Origin of the sequence: Gluconacetobacter dulcium (genome assembly GCF_014174165.1) — a bacterium.
GTDB lineage: Bacteria > Pseudomonadota > Alphaproteobacteria > Acetobacterales > Acetobacteraceae > Gluconacetobacter > Gluconacetobacter dulcium.
Genome location: NZ_JABEQN010000010.1, coordinates 53,867 through 79,304 on the forward strand (window position 1 = coordinate 53,867; position 25,438 = coordinate 79,304).

Consider the following 25,438-nt stretch of genomic DNA (forward strand, 5'->3'; position numbering starts at 1 on the left):
ACAGCGGGCGGCTGGGGCGATAGAAAACCTCATGGTCCATGCGAGTCTAGACAAACGCCCCCCCGCGCGAAAGCCGGAAAGCGCCGGCCGGCCGCGCGTCGCGGTGCTGTTGCCGCTGCCCTTTCCCGGCCCGTTCGACTACGCCGTGCCCCCCGCGCTGACCGACCTGCAACCGGGCGACATCGTCAGCGTACCGCTGGGCCGCCGGACCGAAACCGGCGTGGTGTGGGACCAGACCCCTGCCCTGCCGCCGGAATTCACGCCCCCGCCGATGAAAGCCGTGGCGGACGGACGGCTGAAACCGGTGATCAGCCGGCTGGACCAGCCGCCCCTGCCCGGTGCTCTGCGCCGCTTCGTCGACTGGGTGGCGGCCTATACGCTCTCCCCCCCCGGCATGGTGCTGGCCATGGCGCTGCGCACCGCCGCCACCGCGCCCGTCACCCCGACCACGGGCTGGGCCGTCGCCGAACCGCCGCCCGACCTGCGCGAGACCCCCGCCCGCCGCCGGGTGCTGGAGATTGTCGCCAGCGACGGCCCCCTGCCCGGCGCCGAACTGGCCCGGCGCGCGGGTGTGGGCACCAGCGTCGTGCGCGGCCTGGCCGATGCCGGCGCGCTGCGGGCCGTGGTGCTGAAGCCCGCGCCACCGTTTGCCGCGCCCGACCCCGCCCATTGCCCGCCGACCCTGGGGGACGGCCAGCAGGAGGCGGCACAGAGCCTGCGCGACCTCGCCGGAGCGGGCGGGTTTTCCGTCACGCTGCTGGAGGGCGTCACGGGCTCGGGCAAGACCGAGATCTATATGGAAGCCATCGCCGCCTGCCTGGAACGCGGACGGCAGGTGCTGGTACTGCTGCCGGAAATCGCGCTGTCGGCACAATGGACCGGCCGCTTCACCCGGCGTTTCGGCGCCGAGCCCGCGCTGTGGCATTCCGACCTGAGCCCGCGCCTGCGCCGCGTGACCTGGCACGCGGTGGCCGAAGGGACGGCGCGGGTGGTGGTGGGCGCGCGTTCGGCGCTGTTCCTGCCCTTTGCGGAACTTGGGCTGATCATCGTCGATGAGGAGCATGAAAGCGCCTTCAAGCAGGAAGACGGCGTGACCTACCACGCGCGCGACATGGCGGTGGTGCGGGCGCGACTGGACCGCGCGCCGATCCTGCTGGTCTCCGCCACGCCCAGCCTGGAGACGCTGGCCAATGTCGGTGCCGGCCGCTACCGCCATCTGGCGCTGACCGCTCGCCATGGCGGGGCGACGATGCCCGAGGTGCGCACCATCGACATGCGCGCCCACCCGCCCGAGCGCGGACTGTTTCTCTCCCCCGTGCTGACCGAGGCGATGCAGGCGACGATGGCGCGCGGCGAACAGGCAATGCTGTTCCTCAACCGTCGCGGCTATGCGCCGCTGACGCTGTGCCGCACCTGCGGCCATCGCCTGCAATGCCCCAACTGCACCGCCTGGCTGGTGGAACATCGGGCGCGCCGCGTCATCACCTGCCACCATTGCGGCTATCAGGAGCCCACGCCGCCCACCTGCCCGTCCTGCCATGCCGAAGCCAGCCTGACCCCGATCGGCCCCGGCGTGGAGCGCATCACCGAGGAAGCGCGCGCCACCTTCCCCGATGCCCGCCTGCTGGTGATGGCCAGCGACACGCTGCCCGGCCCGGCCGCGACCGCCGACGCGGTGGCGCAGATCGCCCGGCGCGAGGTCGATCTGGTAATCGGCACGCAGATCGTCGCCAAGGGCTGGCATTTTCCGCATCTCACACTGGTCGGTGTGGTCGATGCCGATCTCGGGCTTGGCGGCGGCGACCTGCGCGCGGCGGAACGCACGGTGCAATTGCTGCATCAGGTCGCGGGCCGCGCCGGCCGCGCCGAGGCGCCCGGCACCGTGTTGCTGCAAAGCTATTGCACCGAGCACCCGGTGATGCAGGCCCTGGTCTCGGGCGATTTCGCCAGTTTCATGCGGCAGGAAGCCGAGCAGCGCCGCCCCGGCTTCTGGCCCCCGTTCGGCCGTCTGGCGGCCCTGATCGTCAGCGCCGACACGCCGGAAGCCGCCGATGCGACCGCCCGCGCCCTGGGCGCCGGCGCGCCGCGCGGCGACGGCTTGCAGGTTCTCGGCCCGGCGCCGGCACCGCTGGCCATCCTGCGCGGCCGCCACCGAAGGCGGCTGCTCCTGCGCGCCCGGCGCGAAATCGCGCTGCAACCGATCGTGCGACAATGGCTGGAACGGGTAGCGCCGGAACGCGGCGCGCGGATCGACGTCGATATCGATCCTGTTTCGTTTCTTTGACGCCTGCGCAGGACAGGGTTGCAAACACTGGACCGATCTAAAAACCATTTCATTCGGCGCGGCGGGCGCATGACCTTATGACGGGTAGAGACCAATCGTGGCACACGCCGCCCTGAACGCGTCCAAGGGAGAAATGACCATTGAATCGTCGCGACCTCTTCACCGCCGCCGCCGGTGCGACCCTTCTGCCCGCTCTGGCCGGCGTGTCACGCGCCGGCACGGTGTCGGGCGACGCGGTTCCCACCGGTTCGCTGGAAGTCGTTGCCGAATTCTATGGCCCCGGTCCCTCGGGCATTGCCGTCACGCCGGATAACCGCATCTTCGTCGGTTTTCCACGCCATGCCGAGAACCACCGCAAGGCCACGCTCGCCGAACTGAAGGGCGATGTCCTGGTGCCCTATCCCGACAAGGCCCTCAGCCTGCCATCCTCAGCCAGCCCGGACCACCGGCTGGTCTCGATCCACGGCATGACGACCGACAGCAAGGGGCGACTGTGGGCGATCGACGATGGCAAGATCGTCGGCCAGCCCATTGCGCCAGGGGCGGCGAAGGTGATCGGCATAGACCCGGCAACCGACAGGCTGATTGCCAGTATCGTGCTGAAGGCGCCGGCCATGCGGCCCGACAGCCATATGAACGATCTGCGCGTCGATTTGACGCACGGCGCGCTGGGCACGGCGTATGTCGCGGATTCCTCCTTCGGCACCTCGCCAGCGTTGGTCGTGGTCGATATCGCGACCGGCCGCCAGCGGCGCGTGCTGGCCGATCATCCATCGACCCAGGCCGAGAAAGGGTTCCTGACGGTGCTGGATGGGCGCCCGTTGCGCTACGACCCCAGGAACCCGACCTTTCCGATCGGCGGGGTGGACAGCATCACCCTCAGCCCGGATAGCACGCGGCTTTATTACTCACCGCTGACCAGCCGCCGCCTCTACAGCATTCCGACCGCGCTGCTGTCGAATTTCGACGCGACCGAGGAACAGCTTGCCGCCGGCGTCACCGATCACGGCGAGAAGGTCATGACCGACGGCATAGCAACCGACGCCCAGGGCAGGATTTACCTGACGGCCAGCGAGCATGATTCCATCATGCGCTGGCTGCCGGAAGACGGCAGGATCGAGGTTGTGGCGCGCGACCCGCGCATCGTCTGGCCGGACGGAATCTTCGTCACGGCCGACCATGTCTATTGCACGCTGGGGCAGTGGAACCGTCTGCCGGGCTTCAACGGCGGCAAGGATCTGCGCCAGCCGCCCTATCTGCTGATCCGCGCACCGATCACGCCGCCTATCCGCGAAGATCAGCGCTGAACAGCCAAAGGGAAAAGCCGCCGAAAACAGCCTGATCACGGCTGGCGCGCGAACGCCTGGGGTCAGGCGCCCTCGCCCACATCCTTCACCGATGCATCGGCCGTTCCCTTGAGCCAATAACCCGATGCCTTGAGCCATGCCGGGGCGATTGCGCGCTCTTCCAGCAGATAGCGGCGCACCGCCTTCGCCACGCTGGCCTCGGCCCCGACCCAGACGAAGGTGCTGGCCGGGATTTCGATCCCGGCCAGCACGTCGAGGATGCCTCCCGCCTGATCCGCCGCCTCCATGGGCCGATGGACCCAATGCGCGTCATGCCGCGCGGGTGTCGTGAACGCCTGCTCGTCATCGGCGCCCGGCACGGCCACCACCGTCGTGACCCGGTCATGGGCCGAAAGTTCCTCGACCCGTCGGCCGATGGCGGGAAGCGCCGTTTCGTCGCCGATCAGAAGCCATTCATCCACCGGGCCGGCGATGACCTGCGACCCGCGCGGACCGGCGATTTCCAGCCTGTCTCCGACCCTGGCCGCCCGCGCCCAGGCGGCGGCGGGACCGCCATCGTGGTTCACGAAATCCAGGATCAGGGTCCCGGCCCGCGGGTCGTAGCGGCGCGGCGTATAATCCCGTCGCGTCATTTCGCCATTGAGGTCGGGTACGAAAATCTTGATGTGGTCGTCAGGCGACGCGCTGACGAAGCCGTCGAGGTCGGCGCCGGTCAGCGTTACCCGGATCATGTGCGGGGTCAGGCGCTCCACAGCCGCAACGTCCAGATCGCGCCGCTTCAGTTCATGCCGCACCCGCTGAATCACGGGACCATCCCCGCGACCGTGAAGGGATTCGCTTTCGGTCATCTGCCGCTCTCCCATGCCTTCACGCCTGCCCGATTTCACGGGCAACGGTGTCGAGCAGGTCGGCGATCTTCTGTTCCGCCGCCTGGTCCAGTCCGCCATTGCGCAAGCGCAGACGCAGCGCCGTCTTCAGGTTTTCCATGGCGCGCATCACCGGCATGGGGATGTTCCGGCGTCCACCGCCACATTCCGTGCCGGCGGCGGCCGAGCGAGCGAGAATTTCATCGAGCCCCGCACGGTTCGCGGCCAGGAACGCCTCGCCTTCCGGGGTGATGTGGTAGCTCTTGCGACCGTCTTCCTCGGCCAGGCGCGCATAGCCCGCTTCATCCAACCAGGTGAGCGTCGGGTAGATCACGCCGGGGCTCGGCGTGTAGCTGCCGCCGAACCGTTCCTCGATGGTGCGGATCAGCTCGTAGCCATAGGTCGGCTTGTCGGCGATCAGGCTGAGGACCAGCAGGCGCATTTCGCCGTAATCCAGCAGCCGGTTGCGGCCCCCGTGGCGGCCACCGCCGCCCCGGCCGTGATGCCGGCCCCGCCCCAAGAACGCGGAAAAACCCTCAGCGGAAAAGAAGCGGCGATCGCAACCGCCGTCATGTCTGTTTCTGTATTTCATGATTCCGATATGCATCCAGATATATCGGAACGTCAAGATATATCGGGATGTATTTTCCCTCATCCGGCCGCTGGTGCCTGCCTCAACCGCGACAGGTTGCGTCAGGCACCCGCGTTTCCGCATCAACGTGCTGAAAGCACGCTGATTTTCAGGGTCTCGCGTTGTTAGCGGTAACGGGCCAGCCAATGGGCGTACGGCGGCGGCAGCACCCAGGCGGCGTCCTGACGGCCCAGCGCCTTGGCCGCCGCATAGGGCCAGTGCGGATCGGCCAGCAGCGGACGCCCGACCATGACCAGATCGACCTCGTCCTGACGCACCATCGCATCGGCAAGCTGCGGCGCGCTGGCGGCGTTCCAGCTTGTGGCGGTCGGCAGACCGGTCTCGCGCCGGACCTGCCCCGCGATCGCCCCCAGGAAACCCGGCCCCCACGGAATCTGCGCCGTCGGCGTATTGAAGCCGATCGACACATCGACGAAGCCCAGGCCCTCCTGTTTCATGACCCGGAGCATGGCCAGCGCCTCGGCGAACATCGCCTCGTCATCGCCGGCGAATTCGACCACGCCCAGCCGGATCGACAGCGGCAGGTTCTCCGGCCACACCGCGCGCACGGCGCGCAGGGTCTCGACCAGGAAGCGCGCCCGGTTTTCGGCGGAACCGCCATAGGCATCCGTCCGTTGATTGGCGAATGGAGAAAAGAAGCTCTGCGCCAGATATCCATGCGCGAAATGCAGCATCAGCCATTTGAACCCGGCATCGCGCGCGCGGATGGTGGCCGACACGAAATCCTGCCGCACCCGTTCGATGTCCGCGATCGTCATCTCTCGTGGCTGGCGCGGCAGATTGTCGCCGAACGCCAATGCCGAAGGCGCGATCGTCGGCCAGGCGCGCGGATCGGATTCCGGAAGATGGTCATCGCCTTCCCACGGCCGGTTGGCGCTGGCCTTGCGGCCGGCATGGGCGATCTGGATGCCCGGTACCGATCCGGCCTCGGTGATGGCACGAGCGATCGGCGCCAGGGCCTCGGCCTGGTCGTCGCGCCAGATCCCCACATCGGCGGGCGTGATCCGGCCTTCGGGCGAGACGGCGGCCGCCTCCACCACCACCAGCCCGGCGCCGCCGCGCGCCAGCGTGCCCAGATGCACATGGTGCCAGTCGTTTACCATGCCGTCCTCGGCCATATACTGGCACATGGGCGAAACGGCGATCCGGTTGCGCAAGGTCACGTCGCCCAGCGTGTAGGGGGTAAAGAGATGAGTCATCCGGTCTTCCTCTTCCTCGCCCCTCCCGTCCGGGAGGGATTTGTTCTACTTTTATCGAACAAACGACATGTCGGGTAGAGTGAGCACCATGGCAAGAGTTGAATGCGGCTATGCTCATCCGGATGAAGAGACCGTGTCGCTGGAAGCGATCTTCCATGCGCTGTCCGATCCCTATCGCCTGCGCATCGTCCGGACCCTGGCCGCCAGCGCCGTGCCCATGAATTGCGGCGACCTGAGCTTCGGCCGGCCGAAATCGAGCATGTCGCATCATTTCCGCATCCTGCGCGCCTCCGGCGTGCTGCATACGGCCAGCCATGGCGTGGAGCATATGAACAGCCTGCGCCGCGAAATGCTGGACCGACGCTTCCCCGGCCTGATGGCGGCGGTCCTGGGTGAAATCGGGCACGCCACCACCACGGAAGCATCCGCACGCCCGCTCACGCCCGCCTGAAAGCGGCGCCATTGGCTGCCACCGCTCGGCATGGCGGCTCCAGCATTCATCCCGACCATGGCTGGAACCGCCCTGCTATTGACGCCCCGTCCATGATGGAACATGTGTGCCATGCAAGTAGTGCAAATACCGGACCCCGGACGCGGAGACTGAATCCCGATGCCCATGGTGAACGGCGCCCCGAGCTGAGGGCGATGGATTTCATTACGTTTCGCCCCATGCAGCCATCAGGGTCCGGGTGGCTCATCTTTTCCTCTTCCGCCGGAAAAGCGCCGCCATGGCTGGTGCTGATCGCCCTCCTCTGCGGCATTGCCGGGCTGGCCCCGCGGGCCTGGGCGGCCCCCCCGCCGCCACTGGCCAATTACGTCATCGATCACTGGTCGACACGCGACGGCCTGCCGCAGAATTCGATCCGCGACATTGCGCAGACGCCCGATGGCCGGCTGTGGTTCGCCACCTGGGAAGGGCTGGCCTCCTACGACGGGATGGAGTTCACCGTCTATGACCGCGGCAGCCGCGTTCCGCTGCTCGATAACGGGATCGGCACCATCGTCACCGATCCGGCGGGCGATCTGTGGTTCAGCGATTCCCGAGGCAATATCGGCCGGCGCGACGCCAACGGCGCATGGAATCTGTGGCCACACCCCGCCAGCGCGCCCTCCATCATCGTCCAGTCCTTGCAGATCGACCCGACCGGCCGCCTGTGGCTGCTCTATGAGGGCAACGGTCTGGGAAGCATGACGGCGGGTGGCACCTTCCATTATGTCCGGCCGCCCCCGAAATCGCCGCTGCTGAATGTCTATCGCCGGATGGCGTTCGACAGCAGCGGGGCGCTCTGGGTGGGCACTTATGACGGTGTCATGGTTCAGGATACCCATGGTCAGGTCCACACCGCCCCGGCCGGCTGGCACCTGCCGCACGGGCTGGGCTGGCCGTATCGCGGGCCGGACGGCACGTTCTGGATCGTTGCCGGCAGCCGGATCTTCCGCATCGACGCGACCGGCGCCACCCTGCAATACGACCTGCACGACACCGGGCGGATCACGGCCCTGGTTCAGGACCGCCACGGCGCGCTGTGGGCGGGCACCGAGGATCACGGGCTGCTGCGCCTTTCCGCCGCCGGCATCGAACGCCTGCCCGATACCATGGCGCCGGCATCGGGGCGCATCCTCAGCCTGATGGAGGACAGCGAGGGCAGCCTGTGGATCGGCTCCAACGGCGGCCTGTACCGTCTGCGCGAAGCCCTGTTCAGCACCCTCACCCGACAGGACGGCCTGCCGGACAATTTCGCCCGATCGGTTCTTGAAGACCACGACGGCCGGCTATGGGTCGGCACGGATACCGGCCTGTCGCGTGAAGGCCCGGACGGCACGATGGCCATGGTGCCGCTGACCGCCGAGCACGATCATCAGCCGGCCGTCCTGAGCCTCGCGGAGGACAGGGACGGCGATCTGTGGATCGGCACCTATTCGGACGGGCTGTACGAGCACCTGCCGGACAACAGCTACCGCCATTTCGGCGCGGCGGAAGGATTGCCGGCCGGCAATATCCGGGCGATCAGCATCGGCGAAAGCGGGGCCGTCTGGGTCGGTACGCAGCACGGCGTCTTCCGCGTGGGCGACGGGCCACCGCGCCCGCTCGACGGGGCCGGCGCCCCGCATGGCCTGATCACCGCATTGCGGGCGCAGGCGGACGATTTGTGGATCGGCACGCTCGACGGCGTGCGCCATCTGCATGACGCCTCCATACAGACGCTTCGTTTCACGGACCCGCAAGGCGCGCACACGATCTTCGGCTTCACGCCCCTTGGCCGCGACATGTGGTTCGTCACCGACCGGGGCCTGTATCGCGACCGCGACGGCACGCTGGTGCATGTGGCGCGCGAGCAGGGACTGCCCATCGATTCCATCTTTGCCATGCTGCCCGACCGGCAGGACCATGTCTGGCTGACGAGCAATCGCGGCATCATGCGTCTGGCCCGCTCCGATATCGAAACCGTGGCCGACGGCCGGTCGCAGCATCTGGCCCCTCTGCATTTCGACGAGGCCGACGGCCTGCTCAGCAGCCAGGCCAGCGGCAGCGCGTCCCCGTCGGCGATCCTGCGCCAGGACGGCACGATCTGGATCGCCACCGCCATCGGCGTCGCGCATGCCGACCCGGCGCAGGTCCATGTCTTCGTCATGCGCCCACCCCCGCCTTCGGTGGCGCTCGGCCTGCTCGATCTCGACGGCAATCCGCTGCCTCCGCCCAGCAACGGCGCAGCCATTCACATTCCCGCCGGCCATGGCCTGACGGTGCGCTACGCGGCACTGAGCTATCTGCTGCCCGACCGGATCATTTACCGAACCTGGCTGGAAGGCATGGACCCATCATGGACGGAGCAAGGCAACACGCGCAGCCTCCGGCTGGTCGGCCTGCCGCCGGGTGATTACACACTGCGCGTTTCCGCCGCCCACCCCGGCGGCGCATGGTCCACGCACGACATGGCGGTGCCGATCGTCGTCGACCCGATGTGGTGGCAGCGCCGGGGGGTCTGGATCGGTGCCATCGCGGCGTTCAGCGTGCTGCTGGTCGGGATTTATCTGGGCATTGCCTATTCCTACCGGCGTCAGGCCCGCATCCTGTCGCGCATCATCGCCGAGCGGACGGGCGAACTGACGCGAACGGCCGAACGGCTGCAAGCCGCGGACCAGGAAAAGAGCCTTCTGCTGGAACGCCTGCGCCAGCAGGCCGATGTCGCGACCCGGCAGGCCAGGGAAGACCCGCTGACGGGTCTGCCGAACCGCCGAGCCTTCAACGAACATCTTGCCGCGGCCCTGGAGGGGGTCATGGCGGGTCGACCCGATTTCTGCCTGGCCCTGATCGACGCCGACCATTTCAAACGCATCAACGACGAACACTCCCACGCGACGGGAGACGAAGTGCTGCAAGGGATCGCGGACGTATTGCGGGCTTCCACCCGCACGCCGGACATCGTCGCCCGCATCGGAGGCGAGGAATTCGCGCTCCTGATGCCGGAAACCACGCTGGAAGAAGGCGAGGCCGCGTGCATGCGCCTGCGCGCGGCCTTCCATGCGAAAAAGGACTGGGGCGGCACGCTCGCTCTGCGGGTGACCTTCAGCGCGGGTGTGGCGCGTTCCCACCGAGGCGAGCCAAGCACCGCGCTGCTGCTGCTGCAAAGGGCGGATACCGCGCTCTATCGGGCGAAGAATACCGGACGGGACAGGATCTGCGTGGAAGCGTGAGGGAGGGCTGTCGGTCGTTGAGCAGATACTCCGTTCGCTCGTCGGAGAGAACGCCTCAAAATCCACAGGCCGGGAAAACGCTTCGAACTGATCGCCCAGCCCGCTTCACCGGGCAAGGCGCTCGTCAGCATCAAAGAAACCCGCCTGCTTCATGAGCCATTCCCCCAATCATCACAGCAGGGATGGACTCACAGCCAACAGTTAACAACCAGGGGTTTTTCGAACCCTCCACATCGCTGCCGCAGCAGACTGGATCAAGCCGTAACAGGCCCCAATATATAAAAATCCATTATTATAAATAGATGTGATTATATTGGAAACCAGTCCGTATTCGACGCATACCCGGCACGGCGCTGGGCTGTAAGCCGTACTTGCGTATTAGCAGCCCCATATCCGTTATATGAATTTTCTCTCTGTACAATTTCAAAAAAGAATATGCGATCAATAGCCCGTGAGAAGACCTGAAAGAACTCACCTCCCCCCGCATCACGATCATAGAGGATATTATGCGCGGCAAGACGAGCGACAAAGGCATCATCCAGGCCGAAACGCGCCTGTAGATCGTCATAATAATTCCGGGCGATGACCAGGATCGGCAGTCCAGCCCGCTTCATGCGGATAGCGCAGGCAAAAATATCGTCCGTCCGCAATGCCAGATGCTGATAGCCGGAACCGAGGAAATGACGTTCGAAGCGTGAAGCCAGCGTACGCGTCCCCAATGCGCCGTTCAATGTCAGGCGTAGAGACCCATCGTTATTCTCCAGAGCCTGGCTCTGCACGACACCACCCGGATCGATCAGATCGACTTCCTGACACGCTCGCAAGTCGAACAAACTGGTCCAAAATAATAGCCAGGACAGAAACTCGTCATATCGGACGATCGTAGCCAGATGATCGAAAAAGAGGCTTCCCCCGGCAACTGGAGAGAAATGCGTCATTTCGATCTCGAATTCCCGCTGCCACAGCCCGTCGAGTGCGTCATCATCGAGAAAATAGACGAGGCTCCCCCCCACGGTACGAACGGCCGGAATGGCACGCCGGGAAAGATTGTCCGCAGGGTCTTCAAGAATGGACATACCCAGAGCCTTCGCCCTCTGGGCTGCATCGGCACGGTTCGGAACCCTTACGCCGATCGCACAAATCCCCTGCCCATGCATCAGGCCAAAGCTGCCCGCCAGGGAATGGCTTTCGCGGTTCACCACGACATGCGTGTTCTCGCTTCCCTGCCACAAATCGACGGCACGATGGCGATGACGGCCCACTTTTCGCAAACCAATAGCTTGCAACATGCCTTCGACAACGCCCTCGGCATCCTGCGCCGCGGAGAACTCCACGAACGTCAGTTCGACCGGAGGGCGTGGGGGTAACATACCATCTTCGCCGAGCAGTCTACTGGCATCGTCACGCAATGCGATCAGCGACCGGCGGCCATCAACGGCGATGGTCTTGGACAATCCGGCGCGAAACCGATCATTGAAGATTTCGAGCGAAAGCGGCCCCTGATAACCAATCTGCATGAGGGCGGCGACCCATTCCGTGACGGGCAATCCCCCCTGCAAGGGCATGCATCGAAAATGCCGGCTCCATTGCAGCAGATCCATGTCCATGATAGGCGCATCGGCCATCTGCACCAGGAAAATTGATTGCGGGTCAATATTTTCCAAGGACGAAACGGGAATTTTTCGCGAAAGCGAATGAAAGCTATCCAGCACCATCCCGACCGATGGCAGCCCGACCTGCTGTACAATCCGCGCCACCACCCGGTGATCATTGACGTAGCGCCCCCAGGCCAGGGCCTCATAGGCAATGCACAGCCCCCGTGTCGCCGCCCGCTCACCCAATTCGCGGAAATCGGCGACGATCCGTGCATGATCGCCGCTCGCCACTTCCAGAGTGCTGGAACAGACAAGGAGCAGGTCGGTGCCCATCGCCTGCATCAGGTCGAATTTACGTTCCGCCCGGTCGAAGGCCCGGATACGCGCGTCGCCGGACAATCCTTCGAAATCGCGGAAAGGCTGATAAACGACATTCCGTAAGCCAAGATCCATCATCAGCAGGCGCAGATCGACGGCTGAGAGATCGGAGGCTACAAAATCGTTCTCGAAAATTTCCGCAGCCGTGAAGCCGGCATCGGCGATCGCTTCCAGTTTCTCGCGTAAAGTGCCGCTGAGCGATACGGTCGCGATCGAATCCAGCATGTTTCTGATCCTCTTGCTTTCCGTCAGGACGGACTTCACGATGTCGGCGTCGAATTCGGCGCAAATGGACGCGAAGACCCATCGAGGCTGCCGAGCAGGTGTATCGTGGCCTGATGCACATGGCGTGCAACTGCTTCCACACCGCATTCGGCCGTCATCCGGTCCATTGGTACCTCAAGGCTTATCGGAATGCCAACCGGCATTTTCTCGATCAGGGCTCGCAACGCGAGGGCCCCGTCGCCGGGTGCCAGCCGCTCGGCCCGGGCTTCGAGTAGACGCTCCTGCAACGTGTCACCTCCCCGCGCCGGTCCGTCGCAGAGATGCAGAAAAGGGAGAACCGACGCATCCTGCCCATCGAGATCGGCAAGGCGACTTCCGGAGCGGTAGAAATGCAGGGCATCGACCAGCACCCCGCCATTGGCCGGCGCCCCCGCCCGGCGACGGATTTCCAGCGCATCGGCCAGACCCGGCACGACGGTCCAGGGAAAGAATTCCAGAACCACCCCCAGTCCGTATCCCGCCGCCAACGCGCACAAGGCGGCATAACGATCGGCCAGTCGCCCCAGATCCGGGTCATAGGGCGCCGCGATAATCCGCGACGCGCCCAATGCGGCACCGGCCGCACAGAAGGACTCCAGAGACGAGACATCCAGCCCCGGTTCTATTTTGACGAACTCGATATCGTGAACGCGCCGACCGGTTTCCCGCAGGGCGGACCGGGTTGCACGCATTGATGCCGGGTCGTCCATCAGCGGATAGCCGGGACTGGTCGGCGTGACCCGGATCAGGCGCAACCCGACCGCCTGGAAGCCGGTTCGCGCCGCGACACGGATCATTTCCGGTGGCGATAATGTGATCGTCGTGAGATGCGCAAGGGCAAGATCACGGGCCATCAATCGAACTCTTTCAGCATCCGCTCGCGGTCCGGCACCAGTCCGGTGAACAGTTCGAACGCATCGGCCGCCTGGAAGACCGCCATGCCGATACCGCTGACGGTCTGGCACCCCTTCACGCGGGCCGCCGCAAGCAGCTCCGTCTCGCGCGGGAAATAAATGACTTCGGAAAACCATTGCCTGGACTGGAGCAGGTCGGCGGAAAACGGCGTTCCAGGATGTGAGTCCATGCCGATCGGCGAGGTCTGGACGACTCCGCTGGCCTCGGCGATCACGTCCTCAACACAGGTCGCAACCGTAACCTGCGCCTCCGGGAAGAGGTTACCCAGCCTGTCCCCCAAGGCCGCCGCACGCTCCGTCGCGACATCGAAGAGGTCAAGACGCGCCGCCCCCATCGACAGCAGCGCATATGCGACGGCTGCGGCAGCACCTCCCGCGCCGACCTGGCCGACGCGCCGCAACGATGCGTCGGGCAGGGTCCGTTGGAAATTCGCCGCGTATCCCGACCAGTCGGTATTGTGTCCAATGCGCTTTCCGTCCCTGAAGACCACGGTGTTTACAGCACCGATCGCGCGCGCGGCATCGGACAGCGTGTCGAGCAACGGGATGACCGCCTGCTTGTATGGGTGGGTCACATTCGTGCCGTTGAAACCGAAACGTTCCATCCAGCACAGGATGTCCGCAAGCGCCCCGGCATTCCCCCGCCACGCCGCCGTATCGGCCAGCCGATAGACAAGCGGGATGCCGAGATTGCGCGCTTCGCGCTCATGCATCGCGGGGCTGCGCGATTTGGCGATCCCATCGCCGACAAGACCACAGAGCCAGCTCATCATACCCCCCTGTCAGCCGAACGCTGTAGAACCGACATCGCATAGACACAGCCTACGCAGATCAGCAGCGGGACGGCATATATCTGAAAAATGATCGAAAGACGCACATGGTGTTGCAGCAGGGTTCCGCCGAGGAATGGGCCGATCACGGCACCGACCCGGCCGACCCCCATGGCCCAGCCCATTCCGGTCGCCCGGACCTTGACCGGATACAGGCCGGCGGCAAGAGGATAATGGCCGTTGAAGCCGCCCTGCAAAAAGATGCCTATGACGAAAGCGACCGCCAGTACCTGCATCACCGACATCGTGATCGATCCGAAGATGCTCAACGCCACGGCGGCGATCAGGAGATAGAGCATGATCGTGCGATGCAGCGTCAGACGCATCGCGATGATGCCGATCGTCGCACAGCCGACAAAGGCACCGATATTATAGAGCGCACCGGCATAGATGCTGTCCGAAATGTCCAGACCGGCCTCGACGGCGAGTTTCGGAATCCAGCTGATGATGAAATACAGCGTCATGAAGCCGCAGACGATCGACGTCCAGAGCAGGAGCGTCCTGACCATGCGCCCCTCGCGGAACAGGCCGCCCACACCGGCATTCGTCCGATCCAGAGGAACCGGTTCGGGCAACGTTTCCGTTTCCGGCAACTGAAGACGGCGCTCGATGGTCCGGATACGTTGCAGGGCATTACGTGGCTGACGCTGGGCAAGAAATGCCATGGATTCCGGGAGGAAGAAGATTAACGGCAGAAGGGCCGAGGCCGAGAAAAGACCCGCACCGATCAGAAGAATATTCCAGCTCCACGTATGGATCAGCGGTGCTACGATGAAGCCGGTGATGGTCGCGGCAATGGGATAACCACCCTGCAACATGGCTACGGCGAAATCGTGATGTTTGGGCGGCGCATATTCGGCAGCCAGCGTTGCGATCCCGGCCAGGGCAGCGCCGATGCCCGCCCCGACCCCTAGACGCAGGACCGCGAGTTCGACCAATGAGGTCGCGTAGCCGCTGGCGATCATGCACACCGACATCAGCGCGACCGAGAAAATGATCAGCGGCCGTCGCCCTGTCTTGTCCGAGAGCGGCGCGATCAGCAGTCCGCCCAAGGCCATGCCCGCCAGGCCCGCGCTGAACACGATGCCAAGCTGCTCGGCACTGAGGCCGAGACTTTTGGACAATGTCGGTGCGACGTAGGAAATCATCAGCACATCGACGCCATCGACCATGTTCACGCCGAAACACAGCATGATGATGATGGCACGCATCACTGTCCAACCGGCAGGAGCGAGCTGCCCGGAGGCGTTCAGCAGCGAGGCGTCGCGTGCATCGTGATGCGGTAGAGGCGCACCGGGGCGCGCTTCATAGGAAACGGAACCAGACATTGCGGACTCCATTGAAGATGCCGGCCATGCGAGCCACGCTCTTCACGTTTCTTGTTGTTGGAGTGAAAGTCCTGCGTAAAAACCGGTGTAGCACCCCGGAAAAGCAGCCTATAGCCGCTCGATGATGGCCGCGATACCCTGCCCGACCCCGATGCACATGGTCACGAGCGCCCGGCGGCCACCGCGCTGTTCCAACCCGTTGACGGCCGTCAGCGCCAACCGTGCGCCCGACATGCCAAGCGGATGCCCCAGCGCGATCGCACCGCCATGCGGATTGACCCGCTCGCAATCGTCGGGCAGCCCCAGCGCGCGCAGCACGGCCAGCGACTGGCTGGCAAAAGCCTCGTTCAGTTCGAACAGGTCGATCTCGTCGAGTGAAAGACCGGTCTTTTCCAACAGGCGACGGACGGCCGGGACCGGACCGATCCCCATGACCGCCGGTTCGACTCCCGCCGTCGCCATGGCCACGACCCGCGCCCGCGGCGTCAGGCCGTGCCGCTTCGCACCATCCGCGCTGGCCAGCAGCAGGCCGGCCGCGCCATCATTCACGCCGGAGGCATTACCGGCGGTGACGGTGCCCCCTTCCTTACGGAACGGTGTTTTCAGCTTGGCCAGCCCTTCGGCGGTGGTCTCAGGGCGCGGATGTTCGTCCTCATGCACCGTAACCTCGGCGCGGCGTGTCCGAATGGTCAGCGGCGTGATCTCGCGCGCGAAATAACCCGCCTGCCGGGCGCGCTCGGCCTTCTGCTGCGAGGCCAGGGCGAAAACATCCTGATCCGCGCGGGAGATCGCGTAGCGTGCCGCCACGTTTTCGCCCGTCTCCGGCATGGAATCGCAGCCCCATGCCTCGCGCAGGGCCGGGTTGACGAAGCGCCAGCCGATGGTGGTGTCATAGATCGCGGCATCGCGGGAAAAAGCCTCTGTCGCCTTGCCCATGACGAAGGGCGCGCGCGACATGCTCTCGACCCCACCCGCCAGCATCAGGTCGGCCTCGCCGCTGCGGATCGCACGGGCCGCCTGGCCCACCGCGTCGAGGCCCGAACCGCAGAGCCGGTTGATGGTGGTACCCGGCGTGCCGACCGGAAAACCCGCCAGCAGGACGGCCATGCGCGCGACGTTCCGGTTATCCTCGCCGGCCTGGTTGGCGCATCCCATGATGCAATCGTCGAGCGCGTCCCAATCGACCGATGCGTTCCGCTCGCGCAGCACGCGCAGGGGATGGGCCGCCAGATCGTCGGCCCGGACCTCACGCAGCGCGCCAGCATAGCGCCCGATGGGGCTACGTGTGAAATCGCAGATATAGGCGTCACGCATATTCCGGCACCTCGAAGTGCAGTTCGACCCCGGTCTGGGCCTGAAGGGCCTCGCGGCTCAGGTCCGGGATCATCTCCGTTACGACGAAACGGCCATCCCGCACGTCGATGACGGCGAGGTTGGTGTAGATGCGCGTGACGACCCCCGGCGCCGTCAGCGGATAGGTGCAGCGTTCCACCAGCTTCGGTGCGCCATCGCGCGTCGTATGTTCGGTCGCCACCCACACGCGGGGCGTGCCCACCGCCAGATCCATCGCCCCGCCGACGGCAGGCGCGCTGTCTTCGGCAGAGGTCGCCCAGTTGGCGAGGTCGCCGTTGGCGGCGACCTCGAACGCCCCCAGCACGCAGAGATCGAGATGGCCGCCCCGGATCATCGCGAAACTGTCGGCGTGGTGAAAGAAGCTGCCGCCGGCATTCAGCGTCACATGCTGCTTGCCCGCGTTGATCAGCCAGGGGTCGACCGCCTCCGGCGCGGGAGCCGGACCGAACCCCAGGATTCCATTCTCGCTATGCAGAATGACCTCCCGCCCCGCCGGGATCGCATCGGCGATCAGCGTCGGGATGCCGATGCCCAGATTGACGTACCAACCTTCGGGAATGTCACGGGCGATGCGCGCGGCCAGGTCCCTGCGGGACAGCGGTTTGCAAATGCTCATGGTCATGCGCCTCCTTCCGCGCCGGCCGCGACCTTCGCGGCCTCGGGCACGACGACGATCCGATCGACAAAGATCCCCGGCGTCACGATCGCTTCGGGGTCGAGGGCGCCGACGGCGACCATGCCGCAGCTCTGGACCACGGTCATGCGCGCGGCCATCGCCATCACGGCATTGAAGTTGCGTCCGCTCTCGCGATAGGTGCAGTTGCCCATCCGGTCCGTCCGCCAGGCTTCCACCAGCGCCGCGTCGGCATGCAGCGCATGTTCCAGCACATAGGTCCGGCCATCGAACGTCCGGGTTTCCTTGCCCTGCGCCAGCAGGGTTCCCACCGTCGTCGCGGTGTAGAAGCCCGGGATACCGGCACCGGCCGCCCGGATGCGCTCGGCCAGCGTGCCCTGGGGCACGATTTCGAGTTCCAGCTTCCCCGCGCGAAACAGTTCCTCGAACACCACCGATCCGGCGGAGCGCGGGAAGGAACAGATGATCTTCCTGACCCGCCCAGCCTCCATCAGCTTGGCCAGGCCCACCCGGCCCGCCCCGGCATTGTTGGCGATGATGGTCAGGTCGCGCGCGCCCTGTTCGATCAACCCCTCGATCAACGCATCCGGCTGACCGACGGAGCCGAAGCCCCCCACCATCACCACCGCGCCGTCACCGATGCCGGACAGAGCGTCCGCGATATCGCGGACTTCCTTGTTGATCATCGTTCCCGTGCCCTCTTCCGCGTGGCTCTTGCCCATTGTGCGACATGCGAACATCTGGGCGTTATATGAACATTATTCAGTCCTAACCGAACCTGCGAGCAAGAGCAGATACGCCATCTCCCGATCATGTGATCCTGCGCGCCCCTTCATCGGACAGGAAAAATTCCAGCATAAGCCGCTGAACAACCTCATACATCTGCGTTCCTGTCGCGGTGCTGCATCCCTTCTGTCTCGCCGCGGCAATCAGGGGGGTCAGAGCAGGTTGGGTGACGACATCACCGACCACCATGTCCGCACGCAATCCATCCACCCGCACCGGATACGGGTCGTCGGGCCGCATGCCGGCGGGGCTGGCATTGCAGATCATCGCATAGCCTTCCGGGTCCGCCGGCGCGCGATGCAGACGGGCCCGTGCCGCCAATCCCCCTTGGGCGAGACGATCGATCAACCGCGTCACGCGCCCCTCGTCGGAGTCGCAGATACCCAGATCGGCAATGCCGGGCTCCAGCAACGCGCAGGCGATGGCGCTTCCGGCACCGCCGGCGCCGATCAGCAACGCGGAGGCCCCTGCGGGTTCGGCCCCGGCGTTGCGCTGCGCCTGCAAGAAGGCCGCACCGTCAAGCATGTCACCATGCCATCCGCCATCCCGCGCGCGCCGCGCCACGTTGGCAGCACCGAGAATACGACTGCGCCGGCTCAGGCTCCGACAAATCTCCGCTGTCGTGAATTTATGCGGAATCGTGGCGATGAATCCCCCTACATTCCGCATGGTCAGCAACGCCCTCGTAAAGCCGGCGAAATCGTCCGGGACGACATGAGCCGGAATGCAGATCGCATTCGCGCCGCGTGCCTGAAATGCCTCCGTCATGCCCGCGGGTGATTTCACCTGAACGATCGGATCGCCAATGATGGGATAGATGCTGGTTTTTCCGTCGATGTTCCAGACCATTGCCTTTCGCCTTCCTTAGCGACCGGTGGGCCGCATCCCAAAAATGGATTCGTTTTCCACACTTGAATCATTAATCGGAAAATGTTTCCATTAATAGCGTCGCGACGATCAGGTGCGTCCTGAAGACCGGGCGAAGAGGCAGATGGACGATCCAGCATGCATGCCGTGTCAGACTTGCATCCAGACGACACGCGCCCCGCCGCCGAAACGGCGCATTGCGACGTTCTGGTCGCGGGATCGGGTGCAGCCGGCCTGATGGCCGCACTGACGGCGGCCCATGCCGGCTTATCGGTCATCGTGGCGGAGAAAGCCGCTCGGATCGGCGGCACTTCGGCACGATCGGGTGGATGGCTGTGGGTTCCCGGCAATCCACAAAGCCGACGCGCGGGCCATGGCGGCACATCGGAGGAATGGCACGCATATCTGCGAGACGTGCTGGGTACGCTCTATCACGCTCCCGGCGTATCAGATCGCCTGGAGCGGTATCTGAGCCAGGCCCCGGCCATGCTCGATTTCCTGGAACAGGAGACTGGCGTGTGTTTCGAGCCTGGCAGCCAGTCGCCCGATTTCCATGGCGAATCCCCCTGGGCCGCCACCGGATGGCGCTCCGTCGTGGCCAGCCCGTTCGATGGTCGGCAACTCGGCCCATTCCGCCATCAGATCGCCGATCCGATTCCCGAGATGACCCTTCTGGGCCTGGATCTTTCACCAGGGCGCGATCTGAATGCCTTTCTTGCCGCCACCCGGTCGCTCCCAGCATTGATCCATAGCAGCCGGCGCCTTCTGCGGTTCGGTCGGGATATCGTTCTTCATGGCCGCTCCACGCAGTATCGCAACGGCCATGCCCTGGTCGCCGCGCTGGCGGCAGAATGCCGAAAGCGCGGGGTGCGTTTCATGTGCTCGTCCCCGCTGCGGACGCTTGTCCGTGACGGGTCGCGGATTGCCGGCGGCATGCTTCAGCCTGCGTCCGGCACCGTCGCGATCACGGCCCGCCATGCCGTCATTCTGGCCACGGGAGGGTTTCCGCACGATCCACAGCGCCAGGGCGCACTCTTCGCGCATGTTCGCGCCGGCACCGCCCATTGCTCCGCGGCCGCGCCGACCTGCACGGGAGACGGCCTGACATTGGGCGAAACCGTGGGGGGCATCGTCGATACGTCGCTGGCCGAACCGGCGGCCTGGGCGCCGGTCTCGCGCGTTCCGGGCCGCGACGGCCACATGCGCCCGTTTCCCCATCTGCTCGAACGGGCCAAACCGGGCGTGATCGCCGTCACGCGCGATGGACGGCGTTTCGTCAATGAAGCGTTGCCCTATCACGATGTCATGCGCGCGCTGTTCGCAGTCACACATCCAGGCGCACCGTGCGAGGCATGGCTGGTCTGCGACCACCCTTTCATCGCCCGCTACGGGTTGGGGGCGGTCAAACCCTTTCCCTTTCCGCGCGGCGGCTGGCTCCGAAACGGCTACCTGAAGCGCGGCCGGACACTGGACGCGCTGGCATGCGCCTGCGGAATCGACGCAAAGGGCCTGGTCGAGACGGTCGAGCATTACAATGACGATGCCGCGTACGGTCGCGATACCCTCTTTTACCGTGGCAGCACCCCCTATCAACGCGCGCTGGGCGACGCCATGCACCGGCCCAATCCCTGCGTGGCCCCCATCCGGCGGGCGCCCTTTTACGCCGTGCGGATTGTACCCGGCAGCCTCGGCACCTTCGCCGGGCTGAAAACCGGGCCTTCAGCCGAGGTATTGGATACCGATGGCCGGCCCGTTCCCGGCCTGTATGCCGTCGGCAATGACATGGCCGGCATCATGCGCGGTGCCTATCCCTCGGGCGGCATCACGCTCGGCCCGGCCATGACGTTCGGCTGGCTGGCTGCCCGGCGGATCGCCACCCTTGCCGACCAAACGGATACACCACTCACCACGAAGGAAACGCGTCATGAAACTCTTTGAACTGATCACACTGACCTTGCAAACGGCGACCACCGGAAGGGCCTTGCCCGCGCTGGAACAGGCGCTGACGGATCGTGCGCAGGCGGCCACGCTTCTGGGGTGCTGGACGACCGAGATCGGCGCCCTCAATCAGGTGATCGTATTGCGCAGCCACGCGGATGCGCAGGCGCTTCTGACTGCCCGCCAGGCCATGCTCGATGCCCCCTCGCCGTTCGGCTGCGGCGAATGGCTGGTCCGGATGGAAACCGAAACCTTCGCCTCGTTTCCCTTCATGCCCGAAATCCTGCCCGGCTCCTACGGCCCGATCTATGAACTGCGCAGCTACAGACTGAAACCGGGCGGCCTGCAACCGACCCTCGCCAAATGGCAGGCCGCCGTTCCCGGCCGTATCGCCTTTTCACCGCTGACGGCCGCCTTGTATGCGCTGGATGGCGAACCCCGCATCACGCATCTCTGGCCCTATGAAAGCCTGGATGCCCGTACTACCCAGAGAGCGGAGTCCGTCCGAGCCGGCGCGTGGCCGCCGAAAGGTGGGCCGGACTGGTTGTTGCCCGACATGCGGGCCACGATCATGCTGCCGACCGCCTTCTCTCCCCTTCAGTAGCAGCCCACGCACCGCCGGGCTCTCCATTCTGGAAAGCCCGGCAACGGGCAATCGCAATCCGCATACCGCGAAAGCTTATCCGTTTTTCTCCGCCGCCATCTCGGCCAGGATTTCCTTGGCGCATCGTATCGCACCATTGGCTTTCGGTATCCCGGCATAGACAGCGACATGCAGCAGAAGCTCGGCAATATCCTCATCCGAGCAGCCGGTATTGCGCGAGGCCCGTACGTGAAGCGCAAACTCCTCTTCGCACCCCAGGCCCGCCAGCAGGGCCAGGGTGACGATCGAGCGGGTCCTCCGGTCGAACTGCGGGCGGGACCACACCTGCCCCCAGGCGGTGCGCGTGATGAATGTCTGGAAATATCTGTCGAAAGCGGTGATCCGGGTGGTAGAGCGTTCGACATGGGCCGTGCCCAGTACCGCGCGCCTCACACCCATCCCCACCGCATACAAATCAGGCGCCATCTCGTCGTCCCCCGTCGGCACGAGGAAATCCAGCAATACCTGGGCGACGGCATCGGGACGCTCGACAGTGGGAATATGCGACGCACGCGACAGCACCACCAGACGGGCGGATGGCAATGCCTCCGCCAGCGTCCGCGCGGCGGCGACAGGCGTGGACGGATCGTCCTCCCCCACCACGACCAGCGCGGGCAGCGTGACGGCGTGAAGACGCGCGCTCAGGTCACTCACCGCCAGGGCTTCGCACGCCGAAGCATATCCCTCCGGGTCGGTTCGCAGAAAGATCTGGCGCAGGCCCCGTGCCGCGGGGGTTTCCAATCCGGCCGGCGTGATCCAGCGCGCCATGACCGTATCGGCCATCCCGGCCAGTCCCGACGCCCGCACCGTCGCCGCCCGCTCGCGCCACGAAGTTTCGCTCGGAAAGACCGGCGCGGTGTCGATCAGGGCCACGGATAGCAGGCGATCCGGCGCGCGCAGCGCCATGGCCTGGGCGATCAGGCCGCCGATCGACACGCCGGCAACATGCGCGGTCCCGACCCCCAGAACATCGAGAACCGCCAGGGCATCGGCCGCCAACCCCTCGATCGTGTAAGGCCCTGGCGTCACGCCGGTCAGCCCGTGCCCGCGCATATCCGGGCGAATCACCCGGAAATGGCGGGACAGGGCCTCCGTCATGCCATCCCAGATGTCCGATGACGTGCCGAGCGAATGCAGCAGCAGCAGCGCGGGCGCCCCCGGCGGTCCGTCCAGGCGGACATGCACGTTCAGATCGGGCAGTGTGACGAACATCGATCACTCTCCTCCGCGCCATGCCTGCAAGGCACGGGCACAGAATTCTTTTGCGTTTCCAAGATAATGCGCCGGGTCCATCAATTGTGCGATCGCCTCGGCCGACAGCGCGCCGGTAACCCGGTCGTCCTGCTTCAGCACCTGTTCCAGCCCCACGCCGCGCGCCAATGCCGTGCGACTGGCCTCTTCCAGCACATGATGCGCCGCTTCCTTGCCGATGCCGCGCGCCAGTTCCATGCTGACGGCCTCGGCCATCATGAGGCCATGGGTACGGCCGAGATCGGCCTGCATGGCCAACGGGTGGATCTCCATCCCGTCGACCGTCGCGGCCATCTGCGCCGCCGAGGCCGCCGTCAGGCGCAGCAGGGCGGGCAAGGTCTGCCATTCGGCATGCCAGCCGCCCAATCCACGCTCATGCTCCTGCACCATGGCGGCCATCAGGGTCGCAACCAGACCAGGCGCCTGGGTAGCCACGGACAGGGCGATCGCGCAGCCGACCGGGTTGCGCTTGTGCGGCATGGTCGAGGACCCGCCCTGCCCCTTGCCGCCGGGCGGCAGCAATTCGGCGATTTCGGTCTGCATCATCAGGGACAGGTCGCGGGCCAGCTTGCCCAGCACACCGCACAGGACGCCCAGCGCGCCGCCACACCCCGCCAGTTCGCCGCGAAGCGTATGCCAGGGCAGCGCGGGCAGCCGCAGGTCAAGGCGCGTAGCCATGCCGTGTGCGATCTCCAGCCCCCGACCACCCAGCGACGCCAGCGTGCCCGCCGCACCGCCGAATTGCAGGCACGCGGCCCGCGCGACGGCGGCATCCACTTCGCGTCGCGCGGCAGACAGGGCGGTCAGCCAGCCTGCGGCCTTCAACCCCAGAGTGGTGGGTACGGCATGCTGCAACCATGTCCGGCCGGGCAGCACCGTCGCCGCGTGCGCCTCCACGATCGTGGCCAGCCCCGTTTCCAATCGCAGCAGATCGACACGGCAAGCATGAACGGCCGCACGCAATTGCAGCACCGTCGCCGTATCGATCACGTCCTGGCTGGTCGCGCCCCAATGGACATAGCGGGCCGCCGCCGCGTCGCGTTGCGCCACGAGGGCCGTCAGGGCGGACACGAACGGAATGGCGATATTGCCCGCCCGCGCGGCCGCCGTCGCCAGGTCCGGAATGGCGAAGGCGTCAGGGTCGGCACAGCCGGCGATAACCCGGGCGGCCTCCGCCGGCACCAGGCCAAGCGCGGCCTGGGCCTCAGCCAGCGCGACCTCGAACCGCAGCATGGCGTCCAGCCGCCCGCGATCGCCCAAGGCCGCAAGGGTCGCGGGGGTCGCGAACATGCCGTCCAGAAGTCTATCGCCTCCGGTCGCGAACGAAGCGGGCATCGTGTCAGACATCGAAGAACACGGTCTCGTTTGCACCCTGAATATGGATATCGAACCGATAGACCGGCATGCCGTCCTGCTCGCCCTCACGGGTTGCCATCAGCGTCCCAACCCGATCGGACTCGACCAGACCCAGGATCGGATCGACGGCATTGCCCTCCGATTCCGGAAAATAGATCCGCGTCACCAGCCGACGCAGCAACCCACGCCCGAACAGGCCGAGCGCGATATGCGGCGCCTGCATGCTGTTGCCCGGCCCTGGCACCTGCCCCGGCCGCACGGTGTGGAACGCGAACATGCCGTCATCGTCCGTCGGGCAGCGACCGAAACCGATGAACGCCGGGTCGATTGGGCGATCCGCCTGACAATCCTCGGGATGATCGTAGCGGCCGGCGGCGTTCGCCTGCCAGATCTCCACCAGCGCGTCGGGGATCGGCGCGCCATCCGCATCCAGCACGCGCCCGCGCACCACGATCCGCTCGCCCTGCACGCCTTCGCGCACCAGGTTCTCTCCTCCCTCCCACGGCAGGGCATAATGAAAGAATGGCCCGACCGTCTGCCATGGCGTCAGTCCCAGACGGGGCGGTGCAGTCACGTCGTTCATAGCGGGTTCTCCATCGGCGTCGCATCCCGGCCTCTCAGCACAACGTCGAAGACATAGCCGAGCGCCCATTCATTTTCCGTCGTATCAATATCGAAACGGGAAACCATGCGTCGTCGCGCATCGGCCGGCACCGCCCCCGCGATCGGATCGATGTCGATCAACGGATCGCCGGGGAAATACATCTGCGTGATCAGCCGCGTTGCGAACCCCGCGCCGAACAGCGAGAAATGAATATGCGCCGGGCGCCACGCGTTATGATGGTTACGCCAAGGATACGCGCCGGGCTTGATGGTCACAAACCGGTAACGCCCTTCCGCATCGGTCACGACTCGCCCCTGCCCGGTGAAGTTCGGGTCCAGCGGCGCGTCGTGCTGATCCTTCTTGTGGATATAGCGGCCGGCGGCGTTACACTGCCACACTTCGACGACGGTATGCGGAACCGGGCGCCCCCGGTCGTCGAGAATACGACCGGATACGATGATCCGCTCGCCGATCGGGTCCCCCTTGCCCTGGCGGGTCATGTCATGAACCGGCGCGCGCAGCACCCGATCCCCGAAATCGATCGGGCCGGTCACTTCGGTCAATGTCTGCGGAATGCTGACCAGTTTCTGACGCGGCGAGCGCGGAACGGTGCTGACATATCCTGGATAGAGCGACGGTGGCTCGGAGAGATTTTGCGGAGAATATTGGAGCACATCCATCTTTTTATTTCCT

At 65.5% G+C, this 25,438-nt stretch carries 21 protein-coding genes and 1 pseudogene; 6 read left to right on the top strand and 16 right to left on the bottom strand.

The window, feature by feature from the left end; genetic code table 11:
* Positions 1–31: 31 nt before the first annotated feature.
* Both HLH25_RS09700 and HLH25_RS09705 read left to right on the top strand, forming a co-directional pair.
* Positions 32–2,284: a primosomal protein N' gene (locus tag HLH25_RS09700; RefSeq protein WP_182973863.1), complete on the top strand. Its 2,253-nt coding sequence runs from the start codon at positions 32–34 to the stop codon at positions 2,282–2,284.
* 185 nt (positions 2,285–2,469) lie between these two features.
* Positions 2,470–3,591, top strand: coding sequence for an L-dopachrome tautomerase-related protein (locus tag HLH25_RS09705; protein WP_375288971.1), 1,122 nt, complete (start codon positions 2,470–2,472; stop codon positions 3,589–3,591).
* 62 nt (positions 3,592–3,653) lie between these two features.
* On the opposite strand, the gene HLH25_RS09710 is transcribed toward HLH25_RS09705, so the two are convergent.
* From HLH25_RS09710 to HLH25_RS09725, 3 genes are all read right to left on the bottom strand, one after another.
* Positions 3,654–4,439: a siderophore-interacting protein gene (locus HLH25_RS09710; protein ID WP_182973865.1), complete on the bottom strand. Its 786-nt coding sequence runs from the start codon at positions 4,437–4,439 to the stop codon at positions 3,654–3,656.
* Between the two features lie 19 nt (positions 4,440–4,458).
* Positions 4,459–4,899, bottom strand: a complete 441-nt coding sequence (locus HLH25_RS09715; RefSeq protein ID WP_246401891.1) for a PadR family transcriptional regulator — start codon at positions 4,897–4,899, stop codon at positions 4,459–4,461.
* Positions 4,900–5,213: 314 nt separating this feature from the next.
* Complete coding sequence (locus HLH25_RS09725) at positions 5,214–6,308, bottom strand: NADH:flavin oxidoreductase/NADH oxidase (protein WP_182973867.1); 1,095 nt, start codon at positions 6,306–6,308, stop codon at positions 5,214–5,216.
* A gap of 88 nt (positions 6,309–6,396) precedes the next feature.
* Between HLH25_RS09725 and HLH25_RS09730 the strand changes: the two genes are divergently transcribed.
* Both HLH25_RS09730 and HLH25_RS09735 read left to right on the top strand, forming a co-directional pair.
* Complete coding sequence (locus HLH25_RS09730; RefSeq protein ID WP_182973868.1) at positions 6,397–6,759, top strand: ArsR/SmtB family transcription factor; 363 nt, start codon at positions 6,397–6,399, stop codon at positions 6,757–6,759.
* A gap of 284 nt (positions 6,760–7,043) precedes the next feature.
* Entirely contained in the window at positions 7,044–10,004 is a 2,961-nt protein-coding gene (locus HLH25_RS09735; protein WP_182973869.1) for a ligand-binding sensor domain-containing diguanylate cyclase, read from the top strand.
* Positions 10,005–10,045: 41 nt separating this feature from the next.
* Here the strand turns inward: HLH25_RS09735 and HLH25_RS20270 are convergent.
* From HLH25_RS20270 to HLH25_RS09775, 9 genes and pseudogenes are all read right to left on the bottom strand, one after another.
* A pseudogene (locus HLH25_RS20270) lies at positions 10,046–10,157 on the bottom strand (IS5/IS1182 family transposase); the annotation flags it as partial.
* 155 nt (positions 10,158–10,312) lie between these two features.
* Positions 10,313–12,202 carry a bifunctional sugar phosphate isomerase/epimerase/4-hydroxyphenylpyruvate dioxygenase family protein gene (locus HLH25_RS09740; protein WP_182973870.1) on the bottom strand — a complete coding sequence of 630 codons (1,890 nt, stop codon included), beginning with the start codon at positions 12,200–12,202 and terminating at the stop codon, positions 10,313–10,315.
* A gap of 35 nt (positions 12,203–12,237) precedes the next feature.
* A complete protein-coding gene (locus tag HLH25_RS09745) occupies positions 12,238–13,095 on the bottom strand; it encodes a sugar phosphate isomerase/epimerase family protein (protein ID WP_182973871.1) in 858 nt (285 codons plus the stop codon).
* Positions 13,095–13,928: a shikimate dehydrogenase gene (locus HLH25_RS09750; RefSeq protein WP_182973872.1), complete on the bottom strand. Its 834-nt coding sequence runs from the start codon at positions 13,926–13,928 to the stop codon at positions 13,095–13,097. The genes HLH25_RS09745 and HLH25_RS09750 overlap by 1 nt, the downstream gene beginning before the upstream one ends.
* Positions 13,925–15,313, bottom strand: coding sequence for an MFS transporter (locus HLH25_RS09755; protein WP_182973873.1), 1,389 nt, complete (start codon positions 15,311–15,313; stop codon positions 13,925–13,927). The genes HLH25_RS09750 and HLH25_RS09755 overlap by 4 nt, the downstream gene beginning before the upstream one ends.
* A 108-nt stretch (positions 15,314–15,421) precedes the next feature.
* Positions 15,422–16,627, bottom strand: coding sequence for a 3-oxoadipyl-CoA thiolase (pcaF, locus tag HLH25_RS09760; protein ID WP_182973874.1), 1,206 nt, complete (start codon positions 16,625–16,627; stop codon positions 15,422–15,424).
* Positions 16,620–17,282 (bottom strand): 3-oxoacid CoA-transferase subunit B, encoded by a 663-nt coding sequence (locus HLH25_RS09765; RefSeq protein WP_220791761.1) that lies wholly within the window; start codon positions 17,280–17,282, stop codon positions 16,620–16,622. The genes pcaF and HLH25_RS09765 overlap by 8 nt, the downstream gene beginning before the upstream one ends.
* Before the next feature lie 2 nt (positions 17,283–17,284).
* Positions 17,285–17,986, bottom strand: a complete 702-nt coding sequence (locus HLH25_RS09770; protein WP_182973876.1) for a 3-oxoacid CoA-transferase subunit A — start codon at positions 17,984–17,986, stop codon at positions 17,285–17,287.
* Between the two features lie 124 nt (positions 17,987–18,110).
* A complete protein-coding gene (locus tag HLH25_RS09775) occupies positions 18,111–18,935 on the bottom strand; it encodes a shikimate dehydrogenase family protein (RefSeq protein WP_182973877.1) in 825 nt (274 codons plus the stop codon).
* Between the two features lie 165 nt (positions 18,936–19,100).
* On the opposite strand from HLH25_RS09775, the gene HLH25_RS09780 reads away from it, so the two are divergent.
* Positions 19,101–20,891 (top strand): FAD-dependent oxidoreductase, encoded by a 1,791-nt coding sequence (locus HLH25_RS09780; RefSeq protein WP_343065493.1) that lies wholly within the window; start codon positions 19,101–19,103, stop codon positions 20,889–20,891.
* Positions 20,878–21,495 carry an NIPSNAP family protein gene (locus HLH25_RS09785; protein WP_182973879.1) on the top strand — a complete coding sequence of 206 codons (618 nt, stop codon included), beginning with the start codon at positions 20,878–20,880 and terminating at the stop codon, positions 21,493–21,495. The genes HLH25_RS09780 and HLH25_RS09785 overlap by 14 nt, the downstream gene beginning before the upstream one ends.
* A gap of 75 nt (positions 21,496–21,570) precedes the next feature.
* Here HLH25_RS09785 and pcaDC read toward each other — a convergent pair whose 3' ends face one another.
* The 4 genes from pcaDC to pcaH are packed head-to-tail and all read right to left on the bottom strand — an operon-like array spanning position 21,571 to position 25,425.
* Positions 21,571–22,746, bottom strand: a complete 1,176-nt coding sequence (gene pcaDC / locus HLH25_RS09790; RefSeq protein WP_182973880.1) for a bifunctional 3-oxoadipate enol-lactonase/4-carboxymuconolactone decarboxylase PcaDC — start codon at positions 22,744–22,746, stop codon at positions 21,571–21,573.
* A 3-nt stretch (positions 22,747–22,749) separates the two neighbouring features.
* Positions 22,750–24,132 (bottom strand): 3-carboxy-cis,cis-muconate cycloisomerase, encoded by a 1,383-nt coding sequence (gene pcaB / locus HLH25_RS09795; RefSeq protein WP_220791762.1) that lies wholly within the window; start codon positions 24,130–24,132, stop codon positions 22,750–22,752.
* The gene (gene pcaG, locus HLH25_RS09800) at positions 24,125–24,724 is read right to left on the bottom strand and encodes a protocatechuate 3,4-dioxygenase subunit alpha (protein WP_182973881.1); all 600 of its coding nucleotides are present in this window, start codon (positions 24,722–24,724) and stop codon (positions 24,125–24,127) included. The genes pcaB and pcaG overlap by 8 nt, the downstream gene beginning before the upstream one ends.
* Entirely contained in the window at positions 24,721–25,425 is a 705-nt protein-coding gene (gene pcaH, locus HLH25_RS09805; RefSeq protein WP_182973882.1) for a protocatechuate 3,4-dioxygenase subunit beta, read from the bottom strand. The genes pcaG and pcaH overlap by 4 nt, the downstream gene beginning before the upstream one ends.
* Positions 25,426–25,438 lie beyond the last annotated feature (13 nt).